The organism is Rathayibacter sp. AY1D5 (assembly GCF_002932515.1).
Lineage (GTDB): Bacteria > Actinomycetota > Actinomycetes > Actinomycetales > Microbacteriaceae > Rathayibacter.
The window spans coordinates 1-23,340 of record NZ_PSVU01000012.1; the positions used below are offsets into that span (position 1 = coordinate 1).

The following is a 23,340-nucleotide window of genomic DNA, read 5'->3' on the forward strand; positions in this document are numbered from 1 at the left end:
CCAGGCCCCGCCGATCACATGCCGGTGTCGAGGCCGGAGTAGGCGTGGAGTCCCTTGAAGAACACGTTGACGACGCCGAAGTTGAACATGACGGCGGCGAAGCCGACGATGGCGAGCCAGGCGGAGGGGGTGCCGCGCCAGCCGCGGGTGGCGCGGGCGTGGATGTAGCCGGCGTAGATGGTCCAGATGATGAAGGTCCAGACCTCCTTGGTGTCCCAGCCCCAGTAGCGGCCCCAGGCCTTCTCGGCCCAGACGGCGCCGGCGATGAGCGTGAAGGTCCAGAGGATGAAGCCGAGGATCGTGACGCGGTAGGCGAGGTTCTCGAGGGTGAGGGAGCTGGGCAGGGTGCGCAGGAAGCGGAGGACCGAGCGGGGGCTGTCACCGGAGGATTCGCGGCGGGCCTGGAGGAGCTGGGTGACCGAGAGCGCGAAGCCGAGGGCGAAGAACGCGGTGCCGAGGATCGCGACGAGCACGTGGATGACCAGCCAGTAGGACTGGAGTGCCGGCGGGAGCGGGACGACGGCGACGTAGTAGTTGACGGTCGCGATGCCGAGGAGCACCAGGACGAGGCCGGTGATGAACGCTCCGAGGAAGCGGAGGTCCCAGCGCAGCTGGACGGCGAGGAAGACGCCGATGATGATGAGCGTCCCGGTCATCGAGAACTCGTACATGTTCGCCCAGGGGACGCGGCCGGCGGCGACACCGCGGAGGACGGTCGCGCCGAGGTGGAGCACGAAGCCGAGGAGCGTGAGCGAGAACCCGATGCGCATGGTCTTCGAGCGGGCGGGGGCGCGGTAGACCTCGTCCTCGACGCGGCTGCCGATGCGGGAGAGAGTCGCGGTGCGTCCGGAGCCTGCGGCGGCGACGGTGGCCTTGCCGCTGGCCGCGCGGTCGGCGGCGGCCGCGGAGGCGACGCGCTCCGCCTCCTGCACGACCTCGATCGACTCGCCGTCGGCCAGGGAGGCGCGGCGGGCGAGGTCGATCGCGAAGAAGACGAACGCCATGGCGTAGATGCCCATGGCGGAGGAGAGGCACAGCACCGAGTACTGCGAGAGGGTCGCGATCACCTCCTCAGGGTAATCGCTCGCCGCCCCGCCCGCCCCTTCGCGCTTGCACAGACTCGGCCCCTGCCCAGCCGGGCGGCGCCTGTGGAGGGGTCTCCGGCGCGTCCGGGAGCCGGGTCAGTCGAGCGGGGCGTGCCGGTCGGCGATCGTCCGCACGGCGCGCACCAGCTGGGGGTCCTCGCCGCGGGCGAGTCCCGCGTACTCGAGGAGGAGGCCGCCGTCGTCCTGGGCGGTCGCCTTCACCCACACGCGGCGCCGCGGGACGAACAGCGAGGTGAGGAGTCCGGCGAGCACGAGGATCGCGAAGAGCAGCACCCAGCCCTGGGTCGCGTCGTGGTGGATGTCGAACGAGGCGAAGCGCTTGACGCTGTCGGTGCCGATCCGCGTCGGGTCGGCGCCCGTGTTGTCGAAGGTCACGCTGCCGAGCCCGTTCGGGAGCTCGGCCGTGTCGCCGGGCTTGAGGGTGATCGGCGCGACGCCGGTGGTGCCGCCGGTGAGCCGGGTCAGCGAGTCGGTGTTGAGCACGTAGACGGATGTGGGCACTCCCCCGTCGAGGCCGAGGTCGCCCGCGAAGACGTTCAGCGAGAGCACGGGGTACTGCAGGTCGGGGAAGATCGAGGTCGACGCCCCGGAGGCCAGCGTGTCCTGCGTCGGGTAGAAGAAGCCGGTGAGGCCCAGCTGCTCCGAGAGCCCGTCCGGCACCTTCACGACGCCGACGGAGGTCAGGTTCGCGTCCTGCGGGAGGAACGGCACCGAGTCGGTGAAGATCGCCCGGCCGGAGGGGTCGCGGACCGTGATCGTCGGGGCGTAGCCGTTGCCGAGGAGGTAGACGTTCGTGCCGCCGATCGCGAGCGGGTCGTTGACCTTGATCGTGCGGTCCTCGGTGCCCCCGCCGCGCTCGGAGGTCGTGACGTTCGCGGTGAAGTCGACGGGCTGGCCGAGCGCCGACTGGTTCTGCTCCTCGTACTTCACGTCGAGGCTGTCGAGGGTCAGCTGGTACGGGTCGAGCTGGCTGCTGTCGAAGAAGCGGCCGGGGTTGAAGGAGTCGTAGGCCGCGAGGTTGTTCGCGAACCCCTGGGAGCCCTCGACCAGCACGCGCTGCCCGCTGTAGCCGAACCCGCCCCCCACTCCGACGGCGACGAGGATGCCGACCAGGGCGGAGTGGAAGACCAGGTTGCCGGTCTCGCGGAGGTAGCCGCGCTCGGCCGAGACGCTCGACCAGCGGCCGCGCGGGTCGTCGTAGCGCTCGACGCGGTAGCCCGCCCGGCGCAGGACGGAGTGGGCGGAGGCGACGGCCTCCTCCTCCGTCGCGCCCTCGACCTCGCGGACGGTGTAGCCGGCGAGGCGCTGCAGGCGCGCGGGGGTGCGCGGCGGGCGCGACCGCATCGCCTGGAAGTGGTGGCGCGTGCGCGGGACGATGCAGCCGATCAGGGAGATGAACAGCAGCAGGTAGATGCTCGAGAACCAGGCGGAGGTGTAGGTGTCGAACGCCTGCACCCTGTCGAGCAGGGGCGCGAGGTCGGGGTTGTCGACGAAGTACTGGGTCACGCCGTTGGGGTCGGAGGAGCGCTGCGGCACGAGCGATCCGGGGACCGCCGCGATCGCCAGCAGCAGCAGCAGGAACAGCGCCGTGCGCATGCTGGTGAGCTGGCGCCACATCCAGCGGAGCCAGCCGGTGAACCCGAGCGCCGGCTGGGTGACGGTGCCGTCGGAGTCGTAGTGGTCGGCGGGGCGGAAGGAGGCGTCCGTCCTCCGCTGCGCGGCCTCGTCGGGGCGGCGCGTGCTCTCCTCGGGCTCAGATCGCCGGCTGGAAGCCATCGATCACCGCCGAGAGGGATCCGTAGACGAGGGTGTTCCAGATGCCCGTGACCATCAGGACTCCGATCAGGACGAGGGCGGCGCCGCCGAGGATGTTGACCACGCGGATGTGGCGCTTCACGAAGGCGAGCGTGCTGGTCACCCAGCTGAAGCCGAAGGCGACGAGGAGGAAGGGGATGCCGAGTCCGAGGCAGTAGACCAGGGCGAGGAGGGCGCCGCGCCAGGGCGAGCCCACGCCGTAGCTGAGGGCGAGGATCGAGCTCAGCGTCGGGCCGAGGCAGGGCGTCCAGCCGACGCCGAAGACGATGCCGAGCAGCGGCGCTCCGATCAGCCCGGTGGCGGGACGGATCCCGGGCCGGAGCGTGCGCTGGAGGAACGAGAACTGGCCGATGAAGACGAGCCCCATCGCGATCACGACGAGCCCGAGGACGCGGGTGATCAGGTCGGTGTACTGGCGCAGCCAGAATCCGACCGTGCCCGCCGCCGCACCGTAGAGGACGAACACCAGCGAGAATCCGAGCACGAAGAGGAGGACGCCCAGCACGACCCGGCGGCGTCCGCGGGCCGCACGCTCGTCGGCGTCGGTGAATCCGCCGACGTAGGCGAGGTAGCCGGGCACCAGCGGGAGCACGCAGGGCGACGCGAAGGACACGAGCCCGGCCAGGAGCGCGATCGGCACGGCCAGCAGGAGCTGACCGCTGACGACGATGTCGCCCACGCCGCTACTGCCCCTCGGCGAGCGTGTCGCCCACGAGGGTCGAGAGGATCGACGCCTCCTGGAGCTGGCCGAGGATGCGCGACGCGACGCGCCCCTCCCTGTCGAGGACGAGCGTCGTGGGCACGGCGTTCGGCGGGACGGTGCCGGTGAAGGCGAGCTGCACCGACGAGTCGGTGTCGACGATGGAGGGGTAGCCGAGCCCGAAGGTCTCGGCGAAGGCGGCCGCGGTGGGGGCCTGATCGCGCACGTTGACGCCGACGAACGACACGCCCTTGTCGGCGAACTCCGTGTTCACCGTCTCGAGGTCAGCGGCCTCGGCGCGGCACGGGGCGCAGCTGGCGTACCAGAAGTTGACGACGACGACCTGCCCGGCGAGGTCGGCGGAGTCGATGGTGGCGCCGGTCTCGTCGGTGCCGGAGAAGACGATGGGGTCGTCCCGGTCGGCGGCGGCGATCTCGGTGACGGTGCCGTCCCCCGAGATGTAGCCCTTGTTGCTGCCGTTGCGGTACTGGTCGGCGAGCGGATCCTCGGAGCAGCCCGTCAGCGCGAGCGCGGCGGCCAGCGCGAGGACGCCCGCGGCGCGGAGCCGCCCCGTCCGGCGCATCAGACCGCTCCCACGTCGGTGGCCAGGCCCTGCAGGCCGGCGGCCGGGTCGGAGTAGCCGACCTCGACGAATCCGTCGCCGCGCCGCTCGAGGGTCGTGATGCTCGAGAGGGCGCAGCGGCGCTTGCGCGGATCGTGGAAGAGGCGCTCGCCGGCGAGGGCGCGGTGGACCGTCCAGATGGGGAGCTGATGGCTGACGATCGCGGCGTCGCCCTCCTCGGTGCCCTGCCACGCCGACTCGATCGCCGCGTACATCCGCGCCGAGATGGAGAGGTACGGCTCGCCCCAGCTGGGCTCGAAGGGATTGCGGAGCCACGGCCAGTGCTTGGGGTTCCGCAAGGCGGAGGTGCGCGCGGCGAGGGACTTCCCCTCGAAGCGGTTGCTCGGCTCGATCACCCGCTCATCGGTGCGGATCTCGAGCTCGAACGCCTGCGAGATCGGCTGCGCGGACTCCTGCGTGCGCTGGAGCGGCGACGCGATCAGCGCCGTGACGTGGCGCCGGCGCTCGAGCAGGTCGTCGGCGGCGGAGCGGGCCATGCGGTGGCCCAGATCCGAGAGCCGGAAGTTCGGGAGTCGTCCGTAGAGGACCCGGTCGGGGTTGAACACCTCGCCGTGCCGCACGAGATGGATCTGATCGGCAACCACGAACGTCAAGTGTACGGAACGCGGCGTGGGGGAACGCCGGGAAAAGGGTCGCCTGAGCCGGACCTGAGCGGAGCCTCAGCGCCGCGCCGAGACCGCCGCCGACAGCCGCCGCACGAGCGGTCCGGGCAGGTGCCGCACCACGGCCATCGGGACTCCGAAGCGCACCGACGGCACCGAGACGACGGAACCGCGCGCGACGTCGCGGAGGAACTCCTCCACCACTGCGTCCGCATCGAGCCAGAGGAAGGAGGGGATGGAGGAGGTGTCCATCGCCGCCCGCTCGTGGAACTCGGTGCGCACCCAGCCCGGGCAGAGCGCGGCCGAGCGGACGCCGGTGCCGCGCAGCTCGACGGCCAGCGACTGCGCGAAGGCGGTCGCCCACGCCTTCACCGCGGAGTAGGGGCCGAGGTGCACGAAGCCCGCGACGCTCGACACCGTGAGGATCGCGCCGCGGCCGCGGGCGGTCATCGCCTCCGCCGCCGCACCCGAGAGCACGGCGACCGAGCGCACCATCACCTCGAAGGCGTGGTCCTGGGCGGCGACGTCCGGCTCGGCGAAGGTCCCGTCGATCCCGAAGCCGGCGTTGTTGACGAGGACGCGGACCGGACGGGCCGGATCGACGAGCCGCGCGCGCACGCGCTCGACCTGCTCGCGGTCGCCGAGGTTCGCGGGCAGGACCTCGACCGCCGCGGCGCCGAGGCCGCGCAGTCCGGCCGCCGCCTCCTGGAGGCGCTGCTCGCTGCGGGCGACGAGGACGAGGCTCCAGCCGCGGCGCGCGAACGCCCGGGCGAAGGCGAGGCCGATGCCGGAGGACGCGCCGGTGATCAGTGCGGTGCTCATGCGCGCAGGAGGGCGGCGAGGCCGTCCTCGCTCACGACGGGGATCCCGTAGTCGCGGGCCTTCCTCGCCTTGCCGGACAGGGAGTCGGGATCGGCGGCGACGACCAGCTTGACCTTCTTCGTCACTGCGGGGTGGGCGATCAGCCCGCAGTCCTCGAGGACGGTCGTCCACTCCTGGCGGGTCCGGCGCATCTCCCCGGTCAGGACGACGAGGTCGCCCGGCTCGAGCGAGAAGCGGTCGACGACGGGCGCGGGCTGTTCGACGGCGTCCCGCGGCTCCGTGGCCGCGACGAGCCGCTCGTGATCGATGCCGAGCAGATCGGCGACAGTCGCGAGGTCCATCAGCTCGTCGTCGGCGAGGACGCCGTCCGACCAGGCGACCGCGGTCAGGTCGTCGAAGTAGCGGTCGTGGAGGACGCGCACGACCGCACGACCGATTCCGAGGTCGTCGGCCGCGGTGACCAGTTCGCGCTCCTCGTGCGCCGAGATGACGCGGTCCAGGAGGCAGCGGTCCAGGAGTGCGAGGTACTCGCCGTGCTCCACGGGTCCGGAGTGGTCGGGCATCCGCTGGACGACGCGCTCCAGGAAGGAGGCGGGAGCCACGGCGGTCGCGGGTCGGGGCGTCCACAGTGTGCGCCTCCGCGGAACGGGAGGCCAACCGTAGGCGAGTGCCTCTCTCAGGTGATCGTCCCAGCGGTCGCGACCACCGGAGACGGCGATGTACTCCGCAAGCAGGCGGCCCGTGGCGGTCGCATCGACGACCGCTCGGTGAGCGTTCTCCAGCGGGATGTCGAACGCGGCGCAGCAGTCGGCGAGCGAGCGCCCCGCACCCGGCAGGAACTCGCGTGCGAGCTGCATCGTGCACAGCAGCATCTCGCTCGAGAGTGTCGTCTCGACGCCGAGTCGGGCCAGTTCCGCTGTCAGGAACCGCCGCTCGAAGCTCGCATTGTGGGCGACGACCACCCGGCCGTCGAGATGTGCCAGCAGGTCGGAGGCGATCGCAGCGAAGGACGGTGCGTCCAGTATCTCGCGCGCCGAGATGCCGTGGATCCTCTGCGCGCCGAGATCGCGGTCCGGGTTCACGAGCGTCTCGAACGCCGCCTCGAAGCGCCCCTCCGCATCGAGATGGACGACAGCGACCTCGATGACGCGGTCGCCCCGCTCGGGACGGACCCCCGTCGTCTCGAAGTCGATGACCGCGAATCCCGGTCCCGCCATGGCACATCCCCCTCGGATCCTCTCGAGCCCGCGCGCTCGCTCCGCGATGCTAGCCCGACGCCGGAGCACGCAGGGGGACCGACTGCACCCCCTTTCGTGCCGCGCCGGAGGCCGCGGGCCGGCGCGTGCTCCTGCCCCGCGCCCGCCCGGCGGCCCCCGAGTAGACTCCCCTACCGTGACCGACGAGACCCGCCTCCCCCGAACCACTGTCAAGAAGCTCGCCGCGCTCGAGGACGGACCCGTCCGCGTGTCCGGCTGGGTCGAGACCGTGCGCGACCAGAAGAAGGTGCAGTTCGTCGTCCTGCGCGACGAGTCCGGTGCCGTGCAGCTGGTGAACCCGGCCGTGCGCGAAGCCGTCGAGGGCGACGACGCGTCGGCTGCGCGCCTCGCGATCACCGAGGAGATCTCCGGCCTCGCCCAGGGCTCCTTCATCACCGTCACCGGCGCGCTCAAGCACGACGAGCGCGTGAAGCTCGGCGGCATCGAGGTCAAGCTCGAGACGCTCGAGGTCGTCGCCGCGTCGATCCCGGAGGCGCCGATCGCGCCCGACTCCGGCATCGACAAGCGCATGGACTGGCGCTTCCTCGACCTGCGCCGTCCCGAGCAGAACCTCATCGCCCGTGTGCAGACCACGTTCGAGCACGCGCTGCGCACGTACTGGATCGAGCACGACTTCATCGAGATCCACACCCCGAAGCTCATGGCGAGCGCCTCGGAGTCGCGGGCCGAGCTCTTCGAGGTCGAGTACTTCGAGACGAAGGCCTACCTGGCGCAGAGCCCCCAGTTCTTCAAGCAGATGGCGCAGCCCGCCGGCTTCGGCAAGGTCTTCGAGGTCGGCCCCGCCTTCCGCGCCGACCCGAGCTTCACCTCGCGTCACGCGACCGAGTTCACGAGCGTCGACGCCGAGGTCTCCTGGATCGACTCGCACGAGGACGTCATGGAGCTGCACGAGCAGCTGATGGTCGCCGGCCTCACCGCCGTCGTCGAGAAGCACGGCGCCGAGGTCAAGGCGCTCTTCGACATCGACCTGACCGTCCCGACCACGCCGTTCCCGCGCATCCCGCTCGCCGAGGCCAAGCGCATCGTCGCCGAGCGCGGCTACGAGGTGCCCCGGGCCGACGACGACATGGACCCCGAGGGCGAGCGCCGCATCGCGGCCTACGTGCAGGAGGAGTTCGGGCACGACTTCGTGTTCCTCACCGACTACGCGTCGAGCATCCGGCCGTTCTACCACATGCGCCGCGAGGGCGACGGGACGATCACCAACAGCTACGACCTCATCTACAACGGCGTCGAGATCTCGACCGGAGCCCAGCGCGAGCACCGCGTCGACGTCCTCGTCGAGCAGGCCCGCGAGAAGGGCCTGGACCCGGAGGAGCTCGAGTTCTACCTCGACTTCTTCCGCTACGGCGTCCCGCCGCACGGCGGCTTCGGCATGGGCCTCTCGCGCGTGATCATGCTGATGCTGAACCAGGCGAACCTCCGCGAGGTCACCTACCTGTTCCGCGGCCCGACCCGCCTGCTGCCCTAGGCGCGCACCACGGTCGCGGGAACCCCGGACCATCGAGACCGCCGCGGACGGCGGGTCCCCTCGACGGGCCGGGGTTCCCTCGCGCCAGCGGCTAGGGAGCCGGCAGCACCACGAGGTCGAGGTAGTCGGCCAGGCACGCCACCATGTCCACCGCGTCGCGCTCGAGCAGCCACTGCAGCTGCACACCGTCCCAGAGCGCGATGATCGACGCCGCCACCCGCTCCGGATCGGACCCCTCGCGCAGGCGGCCGGCTGCCTGGAGCTCGCGCAGCTCGGCCGCGTACTCGCTGCGGAGGCGGCGGAACCGCGCGGCGAAGAAGTCGCGCCCCGGGTGCTCCTGCGTCGTCGACTCGCCGCAGAGCACGGCGTACAGCTCGATCACTCCGGGCGCCGTCTCGTTGTAGCGGGTCTGCCGCAGGATGCCGGCGACCAGCCCCTCCTCCGGGTCCGGCGGCGAGGAACCGTCGCCCGTGATCAGGTCGCGGTGCTCGAGGACCGCGAAGAGCAGGTCGGTCTTCGACGGGAAGTAGTGCAGGAGGCTCGTCTGGCTGAGCCCGACGCGGTCGGCGACCTCCTGGAGGGAGCCGCGGGCATAGCCCCGCGCGGCGAAGACCTGGTGCGCGGCCTCGATGATGGCTCGCCGGCGCTCGGCCGACTTCGCGTACGGGCCGCGTCGCCTCGTCGCCTCCGCCATCGACCCCTCCTCCGCACTGGAGGCGCCTCGCCGTGCCCCTCGAACGGCCAGCGTAGCGGCGGCGGAGGAGCAGTGCCGCCAATTTCGAGTACCTACTCGAATTCGTGGTAGCGTCCCGATCATCGCCGGGTGAGACTCCCCGGCTCTCCACCACGACGAAGTGAGGGAAGATGCATCCGTTCACCCGGAGACAGCTCATCGCCGCCGGTCTCGGCACCGCGGCACTCGGGAGCCTGACGGCCTGCGCGACACCGGGCACCGTCTCGGTCAACACGGCGCCGACGATCGCCCCGGCCACCGGCCCGGTCCGCCTGCAGTACTGGGGCTGGCTGAAGGACCTGCAGAAGGTCTGCGACGTCTGGAACGCCTCGCACCCCGAGATCCAGGTCGAGGCCGTCTGGATCCCCGGCGGCAACGCGGGCGGGTACCAGAAGCTCTACTCGGCCCTCGCCGCGGGCGGCGGGCCGGACCTCGGCCAGGTCGAGATCCGCTCCGTCCCCGAGTTCATGCTCGTCAACGGCCTGGTCGACCTCACCCGGTACGGCGTCGAGCAGTACCGCGACCTGTACGACCCCACGCTCTGGGGCCAGGTCAGCTACACGGGCGGCGTCTACGGCATCCCTCAGGACAGCGGCCCGATGGCGCTCTTCTACCAGCCCGAGGTGTTCGGGAAGGTGGGTGCGGAGCCGCCGACGACCTGGGACGACTGGGCTGCGGTGGCGACGGAGCTGCGCGGAGCCGGCTCCTACATCGACTGCTTCCCGCTCGCCGACGCCTCGGTCTTCGCCGCGTTCGCGACGCAGGCCGGCGCGCAGTGGCTGCGCCCGGAGGAGGACGGCTGGGTCATCGATATGACCGACGACGCCACGACGCGCGTCGCCTCCTTCTTCGACACGGCCATCGACCAGGACCTGGTGCAGACCGGCTACGGCGCCTACTCCCCCGCGTGGTTCGCGGCCGCGGCGAAGGGCGGCATCGCCTCCTGCGCCACCGGCAGCTGGGGCGACGCCCTGATCGAGGGGGTCAGCGGAGGCGCGGGCAAGTGGCGCGCGGCTCCCATGCCCGTCTGGGGCGACACCGGCTTCGGCTCGAGCTTCCTCGGCGGATCGACCGCGGCGGTGTTCTCGAGCAGCAAGCACCCGGAGGAGGCGATCGAGTTCGCCGTCTGGATGACCACCACGCAGGAGGGCATCGACGCGATGATCGCCAACAGCGGCATCGGCTGGTCTCCCGCGGTCGGCGAGATCGGCACGGCCCGCAAGGGTCCGAGCGACTTCTTCAGCGGGCAGAACTACAACGAGGACGTCCTCGTGCCCGCATCGAAGGAGCAGAACCCGGACTGGTCCTGGTGGCCCGTCACGCAGCAGTCCTTCAACATCCTCAGCGACGGCTTCCGGAAGAAGGCGTCCGGGCTCTCGCTCGTGGACGCGGTCGCCGAGGCGGAGCAGCAGATCATCACGGTCTTCGAGAACAAGGGCCTGAGCATCAGGAGGGCCTCCGCATGACCACCACGACCTCCCCCGCCGCCGCCGCGGTCGCGGCCACCACGCGGACGCCGGGCGCGCCCCGGCGCAGCCGCGCGGTCGCCCGCGCCCCGTGGATCCTCCTCGGACCCTTCCTGGCCCTGTTCGTCCTCACGTTCATCGTCCCGATCGTCGTCGCCGTCGGCTCCAGCTTCACGAAGGTGACGCGCTCCGGCCTCTTCGGCGAGGCCGGGGTCACCAGCGGGTTCGCGGGCTTCGACAACTACGCGCAGGCCCTCGCCGACGGCAACTTCATCGCCTCCATCGGGCGGATGTTCCTCTTCGGCATCGTCCAGGTGCCGGTGATGATCGCCCTCTGCACCGTCCTCGCGCTGATGCTCGAGTCGGCGTCGGCGAAGTTCCCCGGCTTCTTCCGGGCGGCCTACTTCCTCCCCTACGGAGTACCCGGAGTCATCGCGACGATCCTGTGGTCGTTCCTCTACGTGCCCGGCCTCAGCCCGCTCATCGACGCGGCGAACGTGGTCGGGCTCCAGCCCGACTTCCTCGGTGCGGACACGGTGCTCTGGTCGATCGCGAACATCTCGCTCTGGAGCTACACCGGCTACAACATGCTGATCATCGTCGCCCAGCTCAAGGCGATCCCGGTCGAGCTCTACGAGGCGGCGAAGGTCGACGGCGCCTCCACCTGGCGCGTCGCCCGCAGCATCCAGCTGCCGCTCATCCGCCCCGCGCTGGTGCTGACGACGATCTTCTCGATCATCGGAACGCTCCAGCTGTTCGCCGAGGCGCAGGTGCTGAAGACGGTCGCTCCGGCGATCGACAGCCAGTACACGCCGAACCTCAGCGCGTACACCACGGCCTTCGCCTACAACGACTACAACGTCGCCGCCGCCCAGGCCGTCCTGATCGCGCTGGTCGCGTTCCTGCTCTCCTTCACGTTCCTCTCGATCTCGAACAGGAGGTCGTCATGAGCCGCACCGAGAGCCCGCCGACCACGACCACCGGAGTCGTCACCGCCGACCGCCCCGTGAAGGCCGGACGCGGGCCCGACCGCTCGGCCGGCCGCAACCGCGCCTCGACCATCATCGTCACCGCGATCCTCGTCGTCGTGGCGATCTACTTCCTCATCCCCGTCTACTGGGTCGTCGTCGCGGCGACCAAGACGACCGAGGACCTCTTCGCCACCTACGGCTTCTGGTTCGCCCCGACGTTCGCGCTCTGGGACAACCTGACGCAGGTGCTGACCTACGGCGACGGCATCTTCGTCCGCTGGTTCCTCAACTCCGTCCTCTACGCCGGAGTGGGCGCCCTGCTCGCGACCTACCTCGCCGCGGCGGGCGGCTACGCGCTGGCCAAGTACGAGTTCCGCGGCAGCAGGCTCGTGTTCGGGACGATCCTCGCGGGCGTCCTGGTGCCGGGCACCGCGACCGCTCTGCCGCTGTTCCTGCTCTTCAGCCAGATGGGCATCGCGAACACCTACTGGAGCGTGCTGATCCCCTCGCTCGTCTCGCCGTTCGGGCTGTTCCTCTGCCGGATCTACGCTCAGGCGACCGTGGATACCGCGATCATCGAGGCGGCGCGCATCGACGGCGCCGGGGAGCTGCGGATCTTCCACACGCTCGGACTGCGCATCCTGACTCCCGCGCTGGTCACCGTGTTCCTCTTCCAGCTGGTCGGGATCTGGAACAACTACTTCCTGCCCCTGGTGATGCTCTCGGACACGAACCTGTTCCCGATCACACTGGGACTGAACAACTGGCTCGGACAGGTCGACCGCCTGCCCGAGTTCTACGAGCTGACGACCGGCGGCGTCCTGCTGTCGATCATCCCGCTCGCCATCGCCATGATCGTGCTGCAGCGCTTCTGGCGCGGCGGCCTGACGGAAGGCTCCGTGAAGTGACGAATCCCCCGACGACCTCCCACTACCTGACGGACACCGGACCGGGCTCCGGCCGCCGCCGGGCCCCCCGCTCGTGGCTGCACACCGACGCTCCGGCGCTCCCGCTGGACGGGGAGTGGCGCTTCCGCCTGCTCCCCGCCGCTCCGGGGACCCCGGGCGGCGCCGGCATGCTGCCGGAGGGCGAGGGCGTGGACGCCGTCGGGGACGAGTCGTTCGACGACTCCGGCTGGGACCTGATGCCGGTGCCCTCGCACTGGGTGCTGCAGGGCGACGGGCGCTACGGACTGCCGGTCTACACGAACGTGCAGTTCCCGTTCCCGACCGAGCCGCCGTTCGTGCCGGACGCGAACCCGACGGGCGACTACCGCCGCACCGTCGCGGTCCCGGAGGAGTGGGACTCCGCCGAGGCGGTCGTCCTGCGCTTCGACGGGGTCGAGTCCCGCTACCGCGTCTGGGTCAACGGCGTCGAGATCGGGATCGGCTCCGGCAGCCGGCTCGCGCAGGAGTTCGACGTCACCGGCGTCGTCCGCCCGGGCGAGAACCTCGTCGTGGTCCGCGTGCACCAGTGGTCGGCCTCGAGCTACGTGGAGGACCAGGACCAGTGGTGGCTGCCGGGGATCTTCCGCTCGGTGCACCTGCTCGCGCGCCCCGTCGGCGGGATCGAGGACGTGTGGCTGCGCTCCTCCTTCGCCGGCGGCGCGGGCCGCATCGAGGCGGAGGTGACCGCCGCGGCCGACGCGTTCCCGCTGACGCTGCGCGTGCCCGGGCTCGGGATCGAGACGGTCTGGGCCTCGGCGGAGGAGATCGCCGCGATCGAGGTGCCCGAGGTCGAGCCGTGGTCGGCGGAGGCTCCGCGCCTCTACGACGCGACGCTCGCCTCCGCCGGCGAGACGGTCTCGCTGCGGCTCGGCTTCCGCACGGTCGAGATCCGCGGCGACCGCTTCCTGGTCAACGGCGAGCGCGTCGTCTTCCACGGAGTCAACCGCCACGAGACGCACCCCGACCGCGGTCGAGCGTTCGACGAGGACTCCGCCCGCGAGGACCTCGCGATGATGAAGCGCTTCAACGTGAACGCCATCCGCACCAGCCACTACCCGCCGCATCCCCGTCTGCTCGACCTCGCCGACGAGCTCGGCTTCTGGGTGGTCCTCGAGTGCGATCTCGAGACCCACGGCTTCGAGCGGGTCGGCTGGGCGGGCAACCCCAGCGACGACCCCGCCTGGCGCGAGGCGTACCTCGACCGCATCGAGCGGACCGTCGAGCGCGACAAGAACCACCCGAGCATCGTGCTCTGGTCCCTCGGCAACGAGGCGGGCACCGGCGCGAACCTCGCCGCGATGTCCGCGTGGGTGCACGGCCGCGACCCCGAGCGCCCCGTCCACTACGAGGGCGACTACACCGGCGCGTACACCGACGTGTACTCGCGGATGTACTCCTCGATCCCCGAGACCGAGCGGATCGGCACCGACGGCTCGCTCACTCCGCTGCTCGGCTGCTCCCCCGGCGAATCCGCTCGGCAGCGCTCCAAGCCCTTCCTGCTCTGCGAGTACGTGCACGCGATGGGCAACGGCCCGGGAGCGATCGACCAGTACGAGGACCTCGTCGACCGCTTCCCGCGGCTGCACGGCGGCTTCGTCTGGGAGTGGCGCGACCACGGCCTGCGGGCGCGCACGCCGGAGGGCGTCGAGTACTACGCGTACGGCGGCGACTTCGGCGAGGTGGTGCACGACGGCAACTTCGTGATGGACGGCATGGTGCTCTCCGACGGCACGCCCAGCCCGGGCCTGTTCGAGTGGAAGCAGATCGTCGCTCCGGTGCGCCTCACGGTCCGCGGCGACGGCGTCGTCATCGAGAATCGCCGGCACGACGCCTCCACCGCCGATCTGCGCTTCGCGTGGCGGGTCGAGCGGGACGGGCGGGTCACCGCGGAGGGAGTGCTCGACGCCCCGGTCATCGCGGCCGGCGACGCCGTGCACGTGGAGCTCCCCCCGCTCGAGGTGCGCCCCGGCGGCGAGACCTGGCTCACCGTCGACGCGGTCCTCGACGCCTCGACCGCCTGGGCGGAGGAGGGCCACGTGCTCTCCACCGGTCAGCACCTCCTCGCCGCGCCGTCGGCGGTGCCCGCGTGGACCCGCGCCGTCCGCGCCGCTCCGCCCCTCGAGGGCGGCGCGCTCGGAGTCGCGCGGTTCCGCGACGGCCGGCTCGCCTTCCTCGCCGGCCTGCCCGTCGACGGACCGCGCGCCGAGCTCTGGCGCGCCCCGACCGACAACGACGAGGGCGCGGGCTTCCCCGGCTACGTCACCGGCGACCCGTACGACGGCGACGGCCGCGGGACCCCTGCCCCGTCCTCCGCCGCCCGCTGGCGCGAGGCCGGACTCGACCGCCTGGTCGGCCGCGTGCAGGAGGTGGACGCCTCCGCCGGGCTCCGCCGCGTGACCCGCTTCTCGGCCGCGGACCTCGATGCGGGACTCCTGATGGAGGAGCGCTGGAGCGTCGACGGGGAGAGCACGGTCCTCCGCGTCGACCTCGTGCCGACCCGGGGCTGGGACTCCGTCTGGCCGCGGCTGGGCATCCGGATCGACCTGCCCGCGTCGATCGACGGCGCGGAGTGGTTCGGCACCGGCCCGCTCGAGTCCTACCCCGACAGCCTCCGGGCCGCGCGGGTGGGGCGCTTCACGGCGGAGATGGACCGGCTGACGACTCCGTACGCCCGCCCGCAGGAGAGCGGTCACCGCAGCAGCGTGCGCGAGCTGACGCTGACGGAGGCGGGCTCGCCCCGCCTCCGCATCGAAGCCGCGCGCGACCTGCACGGGCGCCTCCCCGGCTTCACCCTGGCGCGGCACACGCCGCAGGAGATCACGGCCGCCGCGCACCCGCACGAGCTGCCGGAGTCGGAGCGCGCGGTCCTCGTGATCGACGCCGCCCAGCACGGCCTGGGCTCCCGCGCGTGCGGTCCGGACGTGTGGCCCGACTTCCAGCTGCGGCCGGAGGCGCGGACGATCCTCCTCCGCTTCACCGCGGCCGGCTGAGCGCCGGGAGAGGACGAGGGAAGGCCCGCGGGATCGCGTCCCGCGGGCCTTCCCTCGTCCTCGGGACGCGTCAGTCGCTCTGCGTGCGCGGCAGCGGTCCGCCGATGAAGAGGTCCGTGTTCATCCGCCGGCGGCGCATCACGACCAGGACGGCCGCGCAGGCGACGAGCGACGCGGCGACCGCGCCGCCGCCGATCATCAGCGCGGTGGTCGGCGTGATGCCGGCCGGTCCCGCCGAGGCGGCCGTGCTGAGGAAGGCGGTGCGCGCGGCGCTGATCGCGGTGCCGCAGACCTGCTGCGCCTCCCACGGTGCGGCCGTGGTGTCGCTGTCACGGTAGGAGACGGTCACGGCTGCCGTGCGGTGCGACTCGCGACCGAAGGCGACGACGCAGTAGACGGAGGGGTCGGGGTCGGCGACGACCGCGTCGCCCAGCGCCAGCTCGGCCCAGCCGATGGAGTCGGACTGCACGGCGACGTCGCCGGCGGCCAGGTCGGCGCGGGCCCCGGAGGTCTCGAAGGCGCCCACGGCGACCTCCTCGTCGGCGTCGAAGCCCCAGACGGCGCCGCGGGGCGCCTCGGTGCTGCCGTCGCCGAGCTCGCGCGGCTCGAGCAGGAGGCCGTTGCCGGTGGAGGGCGCGAGCCGGAAGACGACCTTGGCGGCGGAGCCCTGGTCGCCCGTGAGGTCGACCGTGAAGGCGCCCGACTTGGTGATCAGCGCGGTCGGCACGGTCGCGGTGCCGCTCCCCGCCTCGAGGGTCAGCGGGGTCTTGGTGCCGTTCGGGTCACGGAGGACCGCCGAGACGGCCTCGCCGCTCGCGAAGCCGGTGTACGAGAAGCCGACGCCGTAGAAGCGGGCGAGCTCGACGGTGAGCGCCTCCGGCTGGACGGCGAGCTCGCGGGTGAGGAAGACGTCCGCGGTCGCGGCACCGGCCGCCGGCTTCGCGCCCTCGGTCGAGGTGCCGAGCTCGGTGCGTCCGGGGGCCGACGCCGCCGGAGTGACGGCGCCCGCACCGGAGGAGCCGGCGGTGCCGGACGTGGTGGTGCCGGTTGTGGTGCCGCCGCCGGAGGTGCCGCCGGACGTCGCTCCGCCGGTGGTGCCGCCGCCGGAGCCGGAGCCGCCGGAGGACGATCCGCCGCCGGTGGAGGGCTGACCGCCGCCGGAGCCGCCCTGCTGGCCGCCGCCGGTCGAGCCGCCGCCGGTCGATCCACCGCCGGTCGAGCCGCCGCCGGTCGATCCACCGCCGGTGGATCCGCCGCCGGTGGAGGGCTGGCTCGGCTGCTGGGGCGCGGGGTCGACCGGTGCCGGATCGACCGGCGCGGGGTCCACGGGCGCGGGGTCGACCGGAGCGGGCTGCTCGGGTTCTGCCGGCTCCTCGGGCACTCCGGGAACGGACGGCTCCTCGGGGACGCCGGGAACGGGGTCGGAGCCGCCGTCGCCCGGCTGCTCGGGATCCTCCGGCACGCCGGGGATGGTCGTCGCGGCCGGCTGCTCGACCGTGGTCGAGACCGTCGAGGCTGAGGGGGCCGCGACGGCCGCTCCGGGGAGGGCCAGGCCGAGCACGAGCGCCGCGAGAGCGGCGGCGGGCAGGGCGAGTCGGCGGGATGACGGCATGGCGGTTCCTTCCTCCACGGGCGACGATCTGCGTCCGCGCACGGAGGAGCGCACTCCCCCCTCACGAGGGTAAGGGCGAGAGGCGAGCTATCGCGAGCCGTCCTGTCCCCCGTCAGAGGGACGTCGCGGTCGTGCTTCCGTCCGGACGGCCCGGTCGAGGCTCACCCGCGATCGAGGAGTGCCCGCCGGAGCCGCACGGGATCGACTCGCCAGAAGGTGTGCACGCGCCCGTCGATCAGCACCACCGGGATCTCCTCGACGAAGCGCTCGTGCAGCTCGGGATCGTCGAGGATCGACACCTCCGAGACGGCGACCGACGCCTCGGAGCCCAGGTCGGCGACCACCTGCTCGACCACGGTCCGCGCGTCGTCGCAGAGATGACAGCCCGGCTTGCCCACGAGCGTCAGCTCCACGTCCACCATGCGGTCAGTGTACGGCGGCCCCGGCGACGGGCGCCGAGACGGCGAGCGCCGCCGGGATCATCCGTGAACGCAGACGAGCGCCCGACCCCGGAAGGGCGGACGCTCGAGTGGGAAGAGGCGCGAGCCTACTTCTTGTTGCGACGCTGGTGGCGAGTCTTGCGAAGCAGCTTGCGGTGCTTCTTCTTCGCCATACGCTTGCGACGCTTCTTGATGACAGAACCCACGAAGACCTCACAACGTTCAGGGGGTCGACCGCCCGACGGGCGGCCGCTTACGAAAAACTGGCTCCCGCGAGCTTACACGACCCGGGGCTCCACCGGTTCCGGCTCCTCGGCGCCCCTCACTTGCGGATGCGCAGCGCCTCCGCCACCTTCGTCGCTCCCTCGCTGACGCCCCGCTGGATGTCCTGCACCACGGTGCTGACCTGGTGGGTCCGCTCGGCGAGCGCCCGGCCCAGCGACTCCGCCCGGGCCGCGGTCGGAGCGTCGAGCAGGGCGCCGGCCGCCTCGTCCTCGGCGAGGAAGGGCAGCAGCCAGTCCTCGACCTCCACCAGCGGCGCGTACTCGAGCGCGTAGAAGCGGTGCTGTCCGCTCTCGCGCACCGTGACGAGGCCGGTCTCGCGCAGCACCTTGAGGTGCTTAGAGACGGTCGGCTGGCTCAGCTCGAGGCGCGCCACGATCCGCGACACGCTCATGCCCTCGGCCGAGCCGTCCCGCCGCTGCTCGAGCAGCAGGGCGAGGATGTCCCGGCGGGTCCCGTCCGCGATCACCCCGAAGATGTCAGCCATGCGCCCAGGCTAGTCAGCGCCCCGGGGGCCCGGCACCGAGCGGGTAGCATGGCCGCGATCGAGTGGAGGATCCGCCGTGGTGGTTCGGCAGCAGTTCCGCAGCCCCGTGGGCGTCTCGCCCGTCTCCCCCTGGTCGGGGTTCGAGCGGGCCCGCGACCTCATCGACGACTTCGCCGGACGCTCGCCGTCCCGCTTCGCGATCCTCATCTTCTCGGCGCTCGTGCTCGTCTTCACCCTGCTGTTCTCGCTGCCGGTGTCGAGCACCACGGGCACCGTCACTCCGCTGCACGACGCCTTCTTCACCGCGATGTCGGTGATCTGCGTGACCGGCCTCGCGACGGTCGACATGGCGACGCACTGGTCGGCGTTCGGCCACTCGATCATCTTCGTCGGCGTGAACATCGGCGCTCTGGGAGTGCTGACGCTCGCCTCGATCATGGGCCTGGCGATCTCGCGCCGCCTCGGCCTCCGGGCGAAGCTCATGGTCGCCAGCGACTCGAATCCGCTGCGGATCCACTCCGGCCCCGTCGCCGAGGGCCAGGCCGTGCGCCTGGGCGAGATCGGCGGACTGCTCGCCACCGTCGCGATCAGCGCCGCCGCGATCGAGATCATCGTCGCGCTGCTGCTGTTCCCGCGGATGCTGATCGACGGGATCCCGATCGGCGAGGCCGTCTGGCACTCCTTCTACTACTCCGCGATGGCGTTCACGAACACCGGCTTCGCCCCGAACGCCGCGGGACTCACCCCCTTCGAGGACGACTACTGGTTCCTCGGCATCCTGATGCTCGGCGTCTTCCTCGGCTCGATCGGCTTCCCCGTCATCTACGCCTTCTCCCGCGGCTGGCGGCGCCCGCGCAAGTGGTCGGTGCACGTGAAGCTGACGCTGGTCACCTCCGTGATCCTGCTCGTCGCCGGGGCCGTCCTCTACATCGTGCTCGAGTTCGACAATCCGAGGACCTTCGGCAGCCTCGATGCGGGAGACACCGTCTTCCAGTCCTTCTTCCTCTCGACGATGACGCGGTCGGGCGGCTTCTCGACGATCTCGGTCCCCGACCTCAACGGCTCGAGCCTGCTCGTGACCGACATGCTGATGTTCATCGGCGGAGGATCGGCCTCCACGGCCGGCGGGATCAAGGTCACGACCCTCACGATCCTGTTCCTGGCCGCCTTCGCCGAGGCCCGAGGCAACAACGACATGGAGGCGTTCGGCCGCCGGATCCCGAACGACGTCCTCCGCCTGGCCGTCTCGGTCGTGCTGTGGGGCGCGACGACGGTCGCCGTGTCGTCCGTCCTGATCCTGCACATCACCAAGGCCTCGCTCGACCACGTGCTCTTCGACGTGATCTCGGCCTTCGCGACCTCCGGGCTCTCGACGGGGCTCACCGCGGAGCTGCCGCCGTCCGGGGTCTACATCCTCGCGCTGACGATGTTCATGGGCCGCGTTGGTACCGTGACTCTCGCCGCCGCGCTCGCCGCGAGCCAGCGGAGGCAGTTGTTCAGACGACCGGAAGAGAGGCCCATCGTTGGTTGACCGCATCAGGTACGACGCCCCGGTGCTGGTGATCGGCCTCGGGCGCTTCGGAGCCGCCACGGCCGGCCAGCTCGACCGCCTCGACCGCGAGGTCCTCGCCATCGACGCCGACGCCGGTCTCGTGCAGAAGTGGTCGGAGCGGGTCACCCACGCGGTGCAGGCCGACGCCCGCTCGCTCGACGCCCTCGCGCAGATCGGCGCGCAGGACTTCCAGGTCGCCGTCGTCGCGGTCGGCTCCTCCATCGAGGCGTCCGTGCTGATCACCGCGAACCTCGTCGACCTCAAGATCCCGCAGATCTGGGCGAAGGCGATCTCGCGCTCGCACGGCAAGATCCTCGAGCGGATCGGCGCGAACCACGTGATCTACCCCGAGGCGGAGGCGGGCGAGCGCGTCGCGCACCTGGTCTCGGGCCGCATGCTCGACTTCATCGAGTTCGACGACGACTTCGTGCTCGCGAAGATGTACCCGCCCAAGCCGATCCGGGGGCTGACGCTCACGGAGTCGGGCGTGCGCCGCAAGCACCGCGTGACCGTCGTCGGCGTCAAGAGCCCGGGCAAGCCCTTCACCTACGCGACCGAGCAGACCGTCGTCTCGAACCACGACCTCATCGTGGTCAGCGGCACCCCCAGCGACATCGAGCGCTTCGCGGCCCTCGGCTCCTGACCCGCGCCCCCTCCCTCCTCCTCTGCGGGATGCCGCTCCGGTACGCCCGCTCCGGGTGTCGCGTACCCGGGCGGCGTCTCGCGGAGAGGAGGGCGGAGTCAGGAGGCGGCGAGCTCGCGGGCGCGGGCCAGCGCGGCGTCGGTCGCCCGCGTGAAGAGGGCGGCGAGGTCGGCCTCCTGCAGGACCGCGACGGCCCGCTCGGTGGTGCCCTTCGGGCTCGTGACCCGCCGGCGCAGCTCCGCGGGCTCCTCGCCGGAGTCCGCGAGCAGCTCGGCGGCGCCGCGGAACGTGCCGACCACCATCGTCGACGCCTGCTCCGGAGTGAAGCCCTTCGCGACAGCGGCCGCGATGAGCTCCTCGATCAGCAGGAACACGTAGGCGGGCCCCGAGCCGGAGATCGTCGAGAGCGCGTCGAGCTGCGACTCCGGCACCTCGACCACCTCGCCGACCGTCTCGAACAGGCGGCGCACGAGCGCCAGGTCCTCGTCGCCGGACCGCGTGCCCGCGCTGAGGCCGGTGACGGCGCGGCCCACGACCGCGGGAGTGTTCGGCATCGAGCGGAGCACGGCGACGGACGCGGGCAGGTGCCGCTCGAACGTGGCCGCGGTCACGCCGGCGGCGACGGAGACGACGACCGCGCCCGGGGCGAGCGCGTCGGCGATCTCGTCGAGCAGGTCCGGCACCATGTGCGGCTTGACGGCCACGAGCACGATCGCCGCGCCCTCGACCGCGCGCCGGTTGGCCTCCGGGTCGTCCGCGGTGGCGAAGGCGGTGACCACCGGGTGGCCGTCCCACGCGGCGGCCTTCGCGGAGTCGCGGTTGGTCACCCGCACGCCCCCCTCGACGCGCACGCCGGGAGCCAGCAGGCCCTGGAGGATCGCGCCCCCCATCGAGCCGAGGCCGAGGACGGCGATGGACGGGAGCAGGACGGGCGCATCGGTCACGCCGCTCATCCTACGAAGAGCCCGCGGCAAGGGGGTCCAGGGGCGGTCCGGGGCCTCGTAGGATGGCCCGACCATCCAGCGGCGAGCCCGAGGAGACCACGTGAGCGCATCCGGAGGCGGCACCGCGATCATCGCGGCGCTCGCGGCCAACCTCGGCATCGCCCTGACGAAGTTCGTCGCCTGGTTCTTCTCCGGATCCGCCTCCATGCTCGCCGAGGGCGTGCACTCGCTCGCCGACTCCGGCAATCAGCTGCTCCTGCTGCTCGGCGGCCGCAAGTCGCGGAAGGCCGCCGACGAGGAGCACCCGTTCGGCTACGGACGGGAGCGCTACGTCTACGCCTTCGTGGTGTCGATCATCCTGTTCTCCGTCGGCGGCGTCTTCTCGCTCTACGAGGGCATCGAGAAGATCGCCGAGCCGCACGAGCTCGAGAATTCCTGGCTGCCGATCCTGGTCCTCGTGATCTCGATCTGCCTCGAGGGCTACTCGCTGCGCACCGGAGTGAAGGAGTCGAACCGGGTCCGCGGCTCGCAGTCCTGGTTGCAGTTCATCCGCCGGGCGAAGGCGCCGGAGCTGCCGGTCGTGCTCCTCGAGGACGTCGCCGCGCTCACCGGTCTGACGTTCGCGCTGCTCGGAGTCGGGCTGACCGTGATCACCGGCGACTCGGTCTACGACGCGATCGGAACGATCATGATCGGCACCCTGCTGATCGTGGTGGCGATCGTGCTGGGCGTCGAGACGAAGAGCCTGCTGGTCGGAGAGGGGGCGACTCCCGCCGACGCCGCCTCGATCCGCGCCGCGCTCGAGGCCGGGCGCGACGTCGAGCGCGTCATCCACATGCGCACGCTCTACCTCGGACCGGACGAGATCCTCGTGGCCGCGAAGCTCGCCTTCCCGGCCGCCGAGACCCTCGAGCACGTGGCCGCCGGGATCGACGCCGCCGAGAAGCGGATCCGCGAGGCCGTTCCCGCCGCCACCACGATCTACCTCGAGCCCGACGTCGACCGCGGACGCGCGGGACCGCCGGCGGCCCGTCCGGCCGTGACGGAGGCGGAAGGGACGGCCGCCGCGGCCGCTCCGGCCGCCGCCGCTCCGCCCGCCGCCTCCCCGCCGGCCGCGCCGCACGGGAGCGCCTGAGATGCGCCGGGCCCTGGCGATCGTCAACGAGCGCGGTGCCGGGCTCGGCGCGCTCGAGCCGATGCTGACCGAGCGGGGGTTCGCCGTCGACGCCGTCGCAGGGACGGACCTCGACGCGATCGACATCCTCGCCCCCGACCTCGTCGTCACGCTCGGCTCCAGCGCCGGCGTCTACGAGACCTCGCGGCACCCCTTCATCAGCCCCGAGATCGCGCTCCTGCAGGACCGGATGCACCACCGCCGTCCCACGCTCGGCGTCTGCTTCGGAGCGCAGCTGATCGCGACCGCCCTGGGCGAGTCCGTCCATCCCGGATCGGCCCGCGAGGTCGGCTTCCGCCCGGTCGTGCTCACGGAGGAGGGCGCCGGCTCCCCGCTCCGGCACCTCGCCGGCGTCGACGTGATGCAGTGGCACGGCGACACCTTCGCGCTGCCGAGCGGAGCGGCGCTGCTGGCGTCGTCGACGACCGGCGAGGTGCAGGCGTTCGCCGTGGAGGACTGGCTCCTCGGCGTGCAGTTCCACCCCGAGCTGACCGGCACGATGGCCGCGCAGTGGCTCGAGGGCGACGGGGAGTGGGCAGGAGCGGCGGGCTACGACGCCGCCGCGCTCGCCGACGACGTCGCGGCGGAGCGCTTCGAGCGGATGCACGCGGCGACGCGGCTCGCGCTGACGGAGTGGCTGGGCGCTCCGAGCTGAGGGGTTCG

22 protein-coding genes are annotated in these 23,340 nt (G+C 71.9%); 9 read left to right on the top strand and 13 right to left on the bottom strand.

The annotated features are described in order from the left end of the window. Window positions 1–14: 14 nt before the first annotated feature. From ccsB to C5C82_RS05345, 7 genes are all read right to left on the bottom strand, one after another. Window positions 15–1,019 (bottom strand): c-type cytochrome biogenesis protein CcsB, encoded by a 1,005-nt coding sequence (gene ccsB, locus C5C82_RS05315; protein WP_104224871.1) that lies wholly within the window; start codon window positions 1,017–1,019, stop codon window positions 15–17. Between the two features lie 162 nt (window positions 1,020–1,181). Then, a complete protein-coding gene (locus C5C82_RS05320) occupies window positions 1,182–2,882 on the bottom strand; it encodes a cytochrome c biogenesis protein ResB (RefSeq protein ID WP_104225914.1) in 1,701 nt (566 codons plus the stop codon). Beyond that, window positions 2,860–3,600 (bottom strand): cytochrome c biogenesis CcdA family protein, encoded by a 741-nt coding sequence (locus C5C82_RS05325; protein WP_244230512.1) that lies wholly within the window; start codon window positions 3,598–3,600, stop codon window positions 2,860–2,862. The genes C5C82_RS05320 and C5C82_RS05325 overlap by 23 nt, the downstream gene beginning before the upstream one ends. A 4-nt stretch (window positions 3,601–3,604) precedes the next feature. Continuing rightward, the gene (locus tag C5C82_RS05330) at window positions 3,605–4,204 is read right to left on the bottom strand and encodes a TlpA disulfide reductase family protein (protein WP_104262952.1); all 600 of its coding nucleotides are present in this window, start codon (window positions 4,202–4,204) and stop codon (window positions 3,605–3,607) included. Next, window positions 4,204–4,848 (bottom strand): histidine phosphatase family protein, encoded by a 645-nt coding sequence (locus tag C5C82_RS05335; protein ID WP_104354725.1) that lies wholly within the window; start codon window positions 4,846–4,848, stop codon window positions 4,204–4,206. The genes C5C82_RS05330 and C5C82_RS05335 overlap by 1 nt, the downstream gene beginning before the upstream one ends. Window positions 4,849–4,923: 75 nt before the next feature. Next, window positions 4,924–5,688 (bottom strand): SDR family oxidoreductase, encoded by a 765-nt coding sequence (locus tag C5C82_RS05340; protein WP_104354726.1) that lies wholly within the window; start codon window positions 5,686–5,688, stop codon window positions 4,924–4,926. Then, on the bottom strand, window positions 5,685–6,905 hold the full coding sequence (locus tag C5C82_RS05345) for an exonuclease domain-containing protein (protein WP_104354727.1): 1,221 nt from the start codon (window positions 6,903–6,905) through the stop codon (window positions 5,685–5,687). Before C5C82_RS05345 ends, C5C82_RS05340 begins: the two co-directional genes overlap by 4 nt. Before the next feature lie 175 nt (window positions 6,906–7,080). On the opposite strand from C5C82_RS05345, the gene aspS reads away from it, so the two are divergent. Then, the gene (aspS, locus tag C5C82_RS05350; protein ID WP_244229585.1) at window positions 7,081–8,436 is read left to right on the top strand and encodes an aspartate--tRNA(Asn) ligase; all 1,356 of its coding nucleotides are present in this window, start codon (window positions 7,081–7,083) and stop codon (window positions 8,434–8,436) included. A gap of 91 nt (window positions 8,437–8,527) precedes the next feature. On the opposite strand, the gene C5C82_RS05355 is transcribed toward aspS, so the two are convergent. Next, window positions 8,528–9,130, bottom strand: coding sequence for a TetR/AcrR family transcriptional regulator (locus C5C82_RS05355; protein WP_258059745.1), 603 nt, complete (start codon window positions 9,128–9,130; stop codon window positions 8,528–8,530). 170 nt (window positions 9,131–9,300) lie between these two features. Here C5C82_RS05355 and C5C82_RS05360 point away from each other — a divergent pair, with 170 nt between their 5' ends. Genes C5C82_RS05360 through C5C82_RS05375 form a run of 4 tightly spaced genes read left to right on the top strand, consistent with a single transcriptional unit; the run spans window position 9,301 to window position 15,543 of the window. Then, the gene (locus C5C82_RS05360; RefSeq protein WP_104224859.1) at window positions 9,301–10,635 is read left to right on the top strand and encodes an ABC transporter substrate-binding protein; all 1,335 of its coding nucleotides are present in this window, start codon (window positions 9,301–9,303) and stop codon (window positions 10,633–10,635) included. Beyond that, window positions 10,632–11,585, top strand: coding sequence for a carbohydrate ABC transporter permease (locus C5C82_RS05365; RefSeq protein WP_104225918.1), 954 nt, complete (start codon window positions 10,632–10,634; stop codon window positions 11,583–11,585). The genes C5C82_RS05360 and C5C82_RS05365 overlap by 4 nt, the downstream gene beginning before the upstream one ends. Further along, entirely contained in the window at window positions 11,582–12,514 is a 933-nt protein-coding gene (locus tag C5C82_RS05370; protein WP_104354728.1) for a carbohydrate ABC transporter permease, read from the top strand. The genes C5C82_RS05365 and C5C82_RS05370 overlap by 4 nt, the downstream gene beginning before the upstream one ends. Continuing rightward, on the top strand, window positions 12,511–15,543 hold the full coding sequence (locus tag C5C82_RS05375; RefSeq protein WP_219814825.1) for a glycoside hydrolase family 2 TIM barrel-domain containing protein: 3,033 nt from the start codon (window positions 12,511–12,513) through the stop codon (window positions 15,541–15,543). The genes C5C82_RS05370 and C5C82_RS05375 overlap by 4 nt, the downstream gene beginning before the upstream one ends. 70 nt (window positions 15,544–15,613) lie before the next feature. On the opposite strand, the gene C5C82_RS17445 is transcribed toward C5C82_RS05375, so the two are convergent. From C5C82_RS17445 to C5C82_RS05400, 4 genes are all read right to left on the bottom strand, one after another. Beyond that, window positions 15,614–17,155, bottom strand: a complete 1,542-nt coding sequence (locus tag C5C82_RS17445; RefSeq protein WP_181127700.1) for a hypothetical protein — start codon at window positions 17,153–17,155, stop codon at window positions 15,614–15,616. A 161-nt stretch (window positions 17,156–17,316) separates the two neighbouring features. Then, complete coding sequence (locus tag C5C82_RS05390) at window positions 17,317–17,577, bottom strand: glutaredoxin family protein (protein WP_104266726.1); 261 nt, start codon at window positions 17,575–17,577, stop codon at window positions 17,317–17,319. A 125-nt stretch (window positions 17,578–17,702) separates the two neighbouring features. Continuing rightward, on the bottom strand, window positions 17,703–17,801 hold the full coding sequence (locus tag C5C82_RS05395; RefSeq protein WP_003792170.1) for a 30S ribosomal protein bS22: 99 nt from the start codon (window positions 17,799–17,801) through the stop codon (window positions 17,703–17,705). A gap of 116 nt (window positions 17,802–17,917) precedes the next feature. Beyond that, entirely contained in the window at window positions 17,918–18,364 is a 447-nt protein-coding gene (locus C5C82_RS05400) for a helix-turn-helix transcriptional regulator (RefSeq protein ID WP_104354729.1), read from the bottom strand. Between the two features lie 160 nt (window positions 18,365–18,524). Here C5C82_RS05400 and C5C82_RS05405 point away from each other — a divergent pair, with 160 nt between their 5' ends. Together C5C82_RS05405 and C5C82_RS05410 are read left to right on the top strand one after the other, a co-directional pair. Further along, complete coding sequence (locus C5C82_RS05405; protein WP_258065967.1) at window positions 18,525–19,895, top strand: TrkH family potassium uptake protein; 1,371 nt, start codon at window positions 18,525–18,527, stop codon at window positions 19,893–19,895. Then, on the top strand, window positions 19,888–20,559 hold the full coding sequence (locus C5C82_RS05410; RefSeq protein WP_068255410.1) for a TrkA family potassium uptake protein: 672 nt from the start codon (window positions 19,888–19,890) through the stop codon (window positions 20,557–20,559). The genes C5C82_RS05405 and C5C82_RS05410 overlap by 8 nt, the downstream gene beginning before the upstream one ends. Window positions 20,560–20,657: 98 nt before the next feature. On the opposite strand, the gene proC is transcribed toward C5C82_RS05410, so the two are convergent. Beyond that, window positions 20,658–21,449 carry a pyrroline-5-carboxylate reductase gene (proC, locus tag C5C82_RS05415; RefSeq protein ID WP_374953059.1) on the bottom strand — a complete coding sequence of 264 codons (792 nt, stop codon included), beginning with the start codon at window positions 21,447–21,449 and terminating at the stop codon, window positions 20,658–20,660. 154 nt (window positions 21,450–21,603) lie between these two features. Between proC and C5C82_RS05420 the strand changes: the two genes are divergently transcribed. Further along, window positions 21,604–22,638: a cation diffusion facilitator family transporter gene (locus C5C82_RS05420; protein WP_104257150.1), complete on the top strand. Its 1,035-nt coding sequence runs from the start codon at window positions 21,604–21,606 to the stop codon at window positions 22,636–22,638. A gap of 1 nt (window position 22,639) precedes the next feature. After that, window positions 22,640–23,332: a gamma-glutamyl-gamma-aminobutyrate hydrolase family protein gene (locus C5C82_RS05425; RefSeq protein WP_104257149.1), complete on the top strand. Its 693-nt coding sequence runs from the start codon at window positions 22,640–22,642 to the stop codon at window positions 23,330–23,332. Window positions 23,333–23,340: the final 8 nt, after the last annotated feature.

Coding starts and splice junctions, on each gene's coding strand:
- ccsB (WP_104224871.1), bottom strand. CDS start 1,019: ATGGGCATCTACGCCATGGCGTTCGTCTTCTTCGCGATCGACCTCGCC.
- C5C82_RS05320 (WP_104225914.1), bottom strand. CDS start 2,882: ATGGCTTCCAGCCGGCGATCTGAGCCCGAGGAGAGCACGCGCCGCCCC.
- C5C82_RS05330 (WP_104262952.1), bottom strand. CDS start 4,204: ATGCGCCGGACGGGGCGGCTCCGCGCCGCGGGCGTCCTCGCGCTGGCC.
- C5C82_RS05340 (WP_104354726.1), bottom strand. CDS start 5,688: ATGAGCACCGCACTGATCACCGGCGCGTCCTCCGGCATCGGCCTCGCC.
- C5C82_RS05345 (WP_104354727.1), bottom strand. CDS start 6,905: ATGGCGGGACCGGGATTCGCGGTCATCGACTTCGAGACGACGGGGGTC.
- C5C82_RS05355 (WP_258059745.1), bottom strand. CDS start 9,130: ATGGCGGAGGCGACGAGGCGACGCGGCCCGTACGCGAAGTCGGCCGAG.
- C5C82_RS05360 (WP_104224859.1), top strand. CDS start 9,301: ATGCATCCGTTCACCCGGAGACAGCTCATCGCCGCCGGTCTCGGCACC.
- C5C82_RS05365 (WP_104225918.1), top strand. CDS start 10,632: ATGACCACCACGACCTCCCCCGCCGCCGCCGCGGTCGCGGCCACCACG.
- C5C82_RS05370 (WP_104354728.1), top strand. CDS start 11,582: ATGAGCCGCACCGAGAGCCCGCCGACCACGACCACCGGAGTCGTCACC.
- C5C82_RS17445 (WP_181127700.1), bottom strand. CDS start 17,155: ATGCCGTCATCCCGCCGACTCGCCCTGCCCGCCGCCGCTCTCGCGGCG.
- C5C82_RS05390 (WP_104266726.1), bottom strand. CDS start 17,577: ATGGTGGACGTGGAGCTGACGCTCGTGGGCAAGCCGGGCTGTCATCTC.
- C5C82_RS05400 (WP_104354729.1), bottom strand. CDS start 18,364: ATGGCTGACATCTTCGGGGTGATCGCGGACGGGACCCGCCGGGACATC.
- proC (WP_374953059.1), bottom strand. CDS start 21,449: ATGGGGGGCGCGATCCTCCAGGGCCTGCTGGCTCCCGGCGTGCGCGTC.
- C5C82_RS05425 (WP_104257149.1), top strand. CDS start 22,640: ATGCGCCGGGCCCTGGCGATCGTCAACGAGCGCGGTGCCGGGCTCGGC.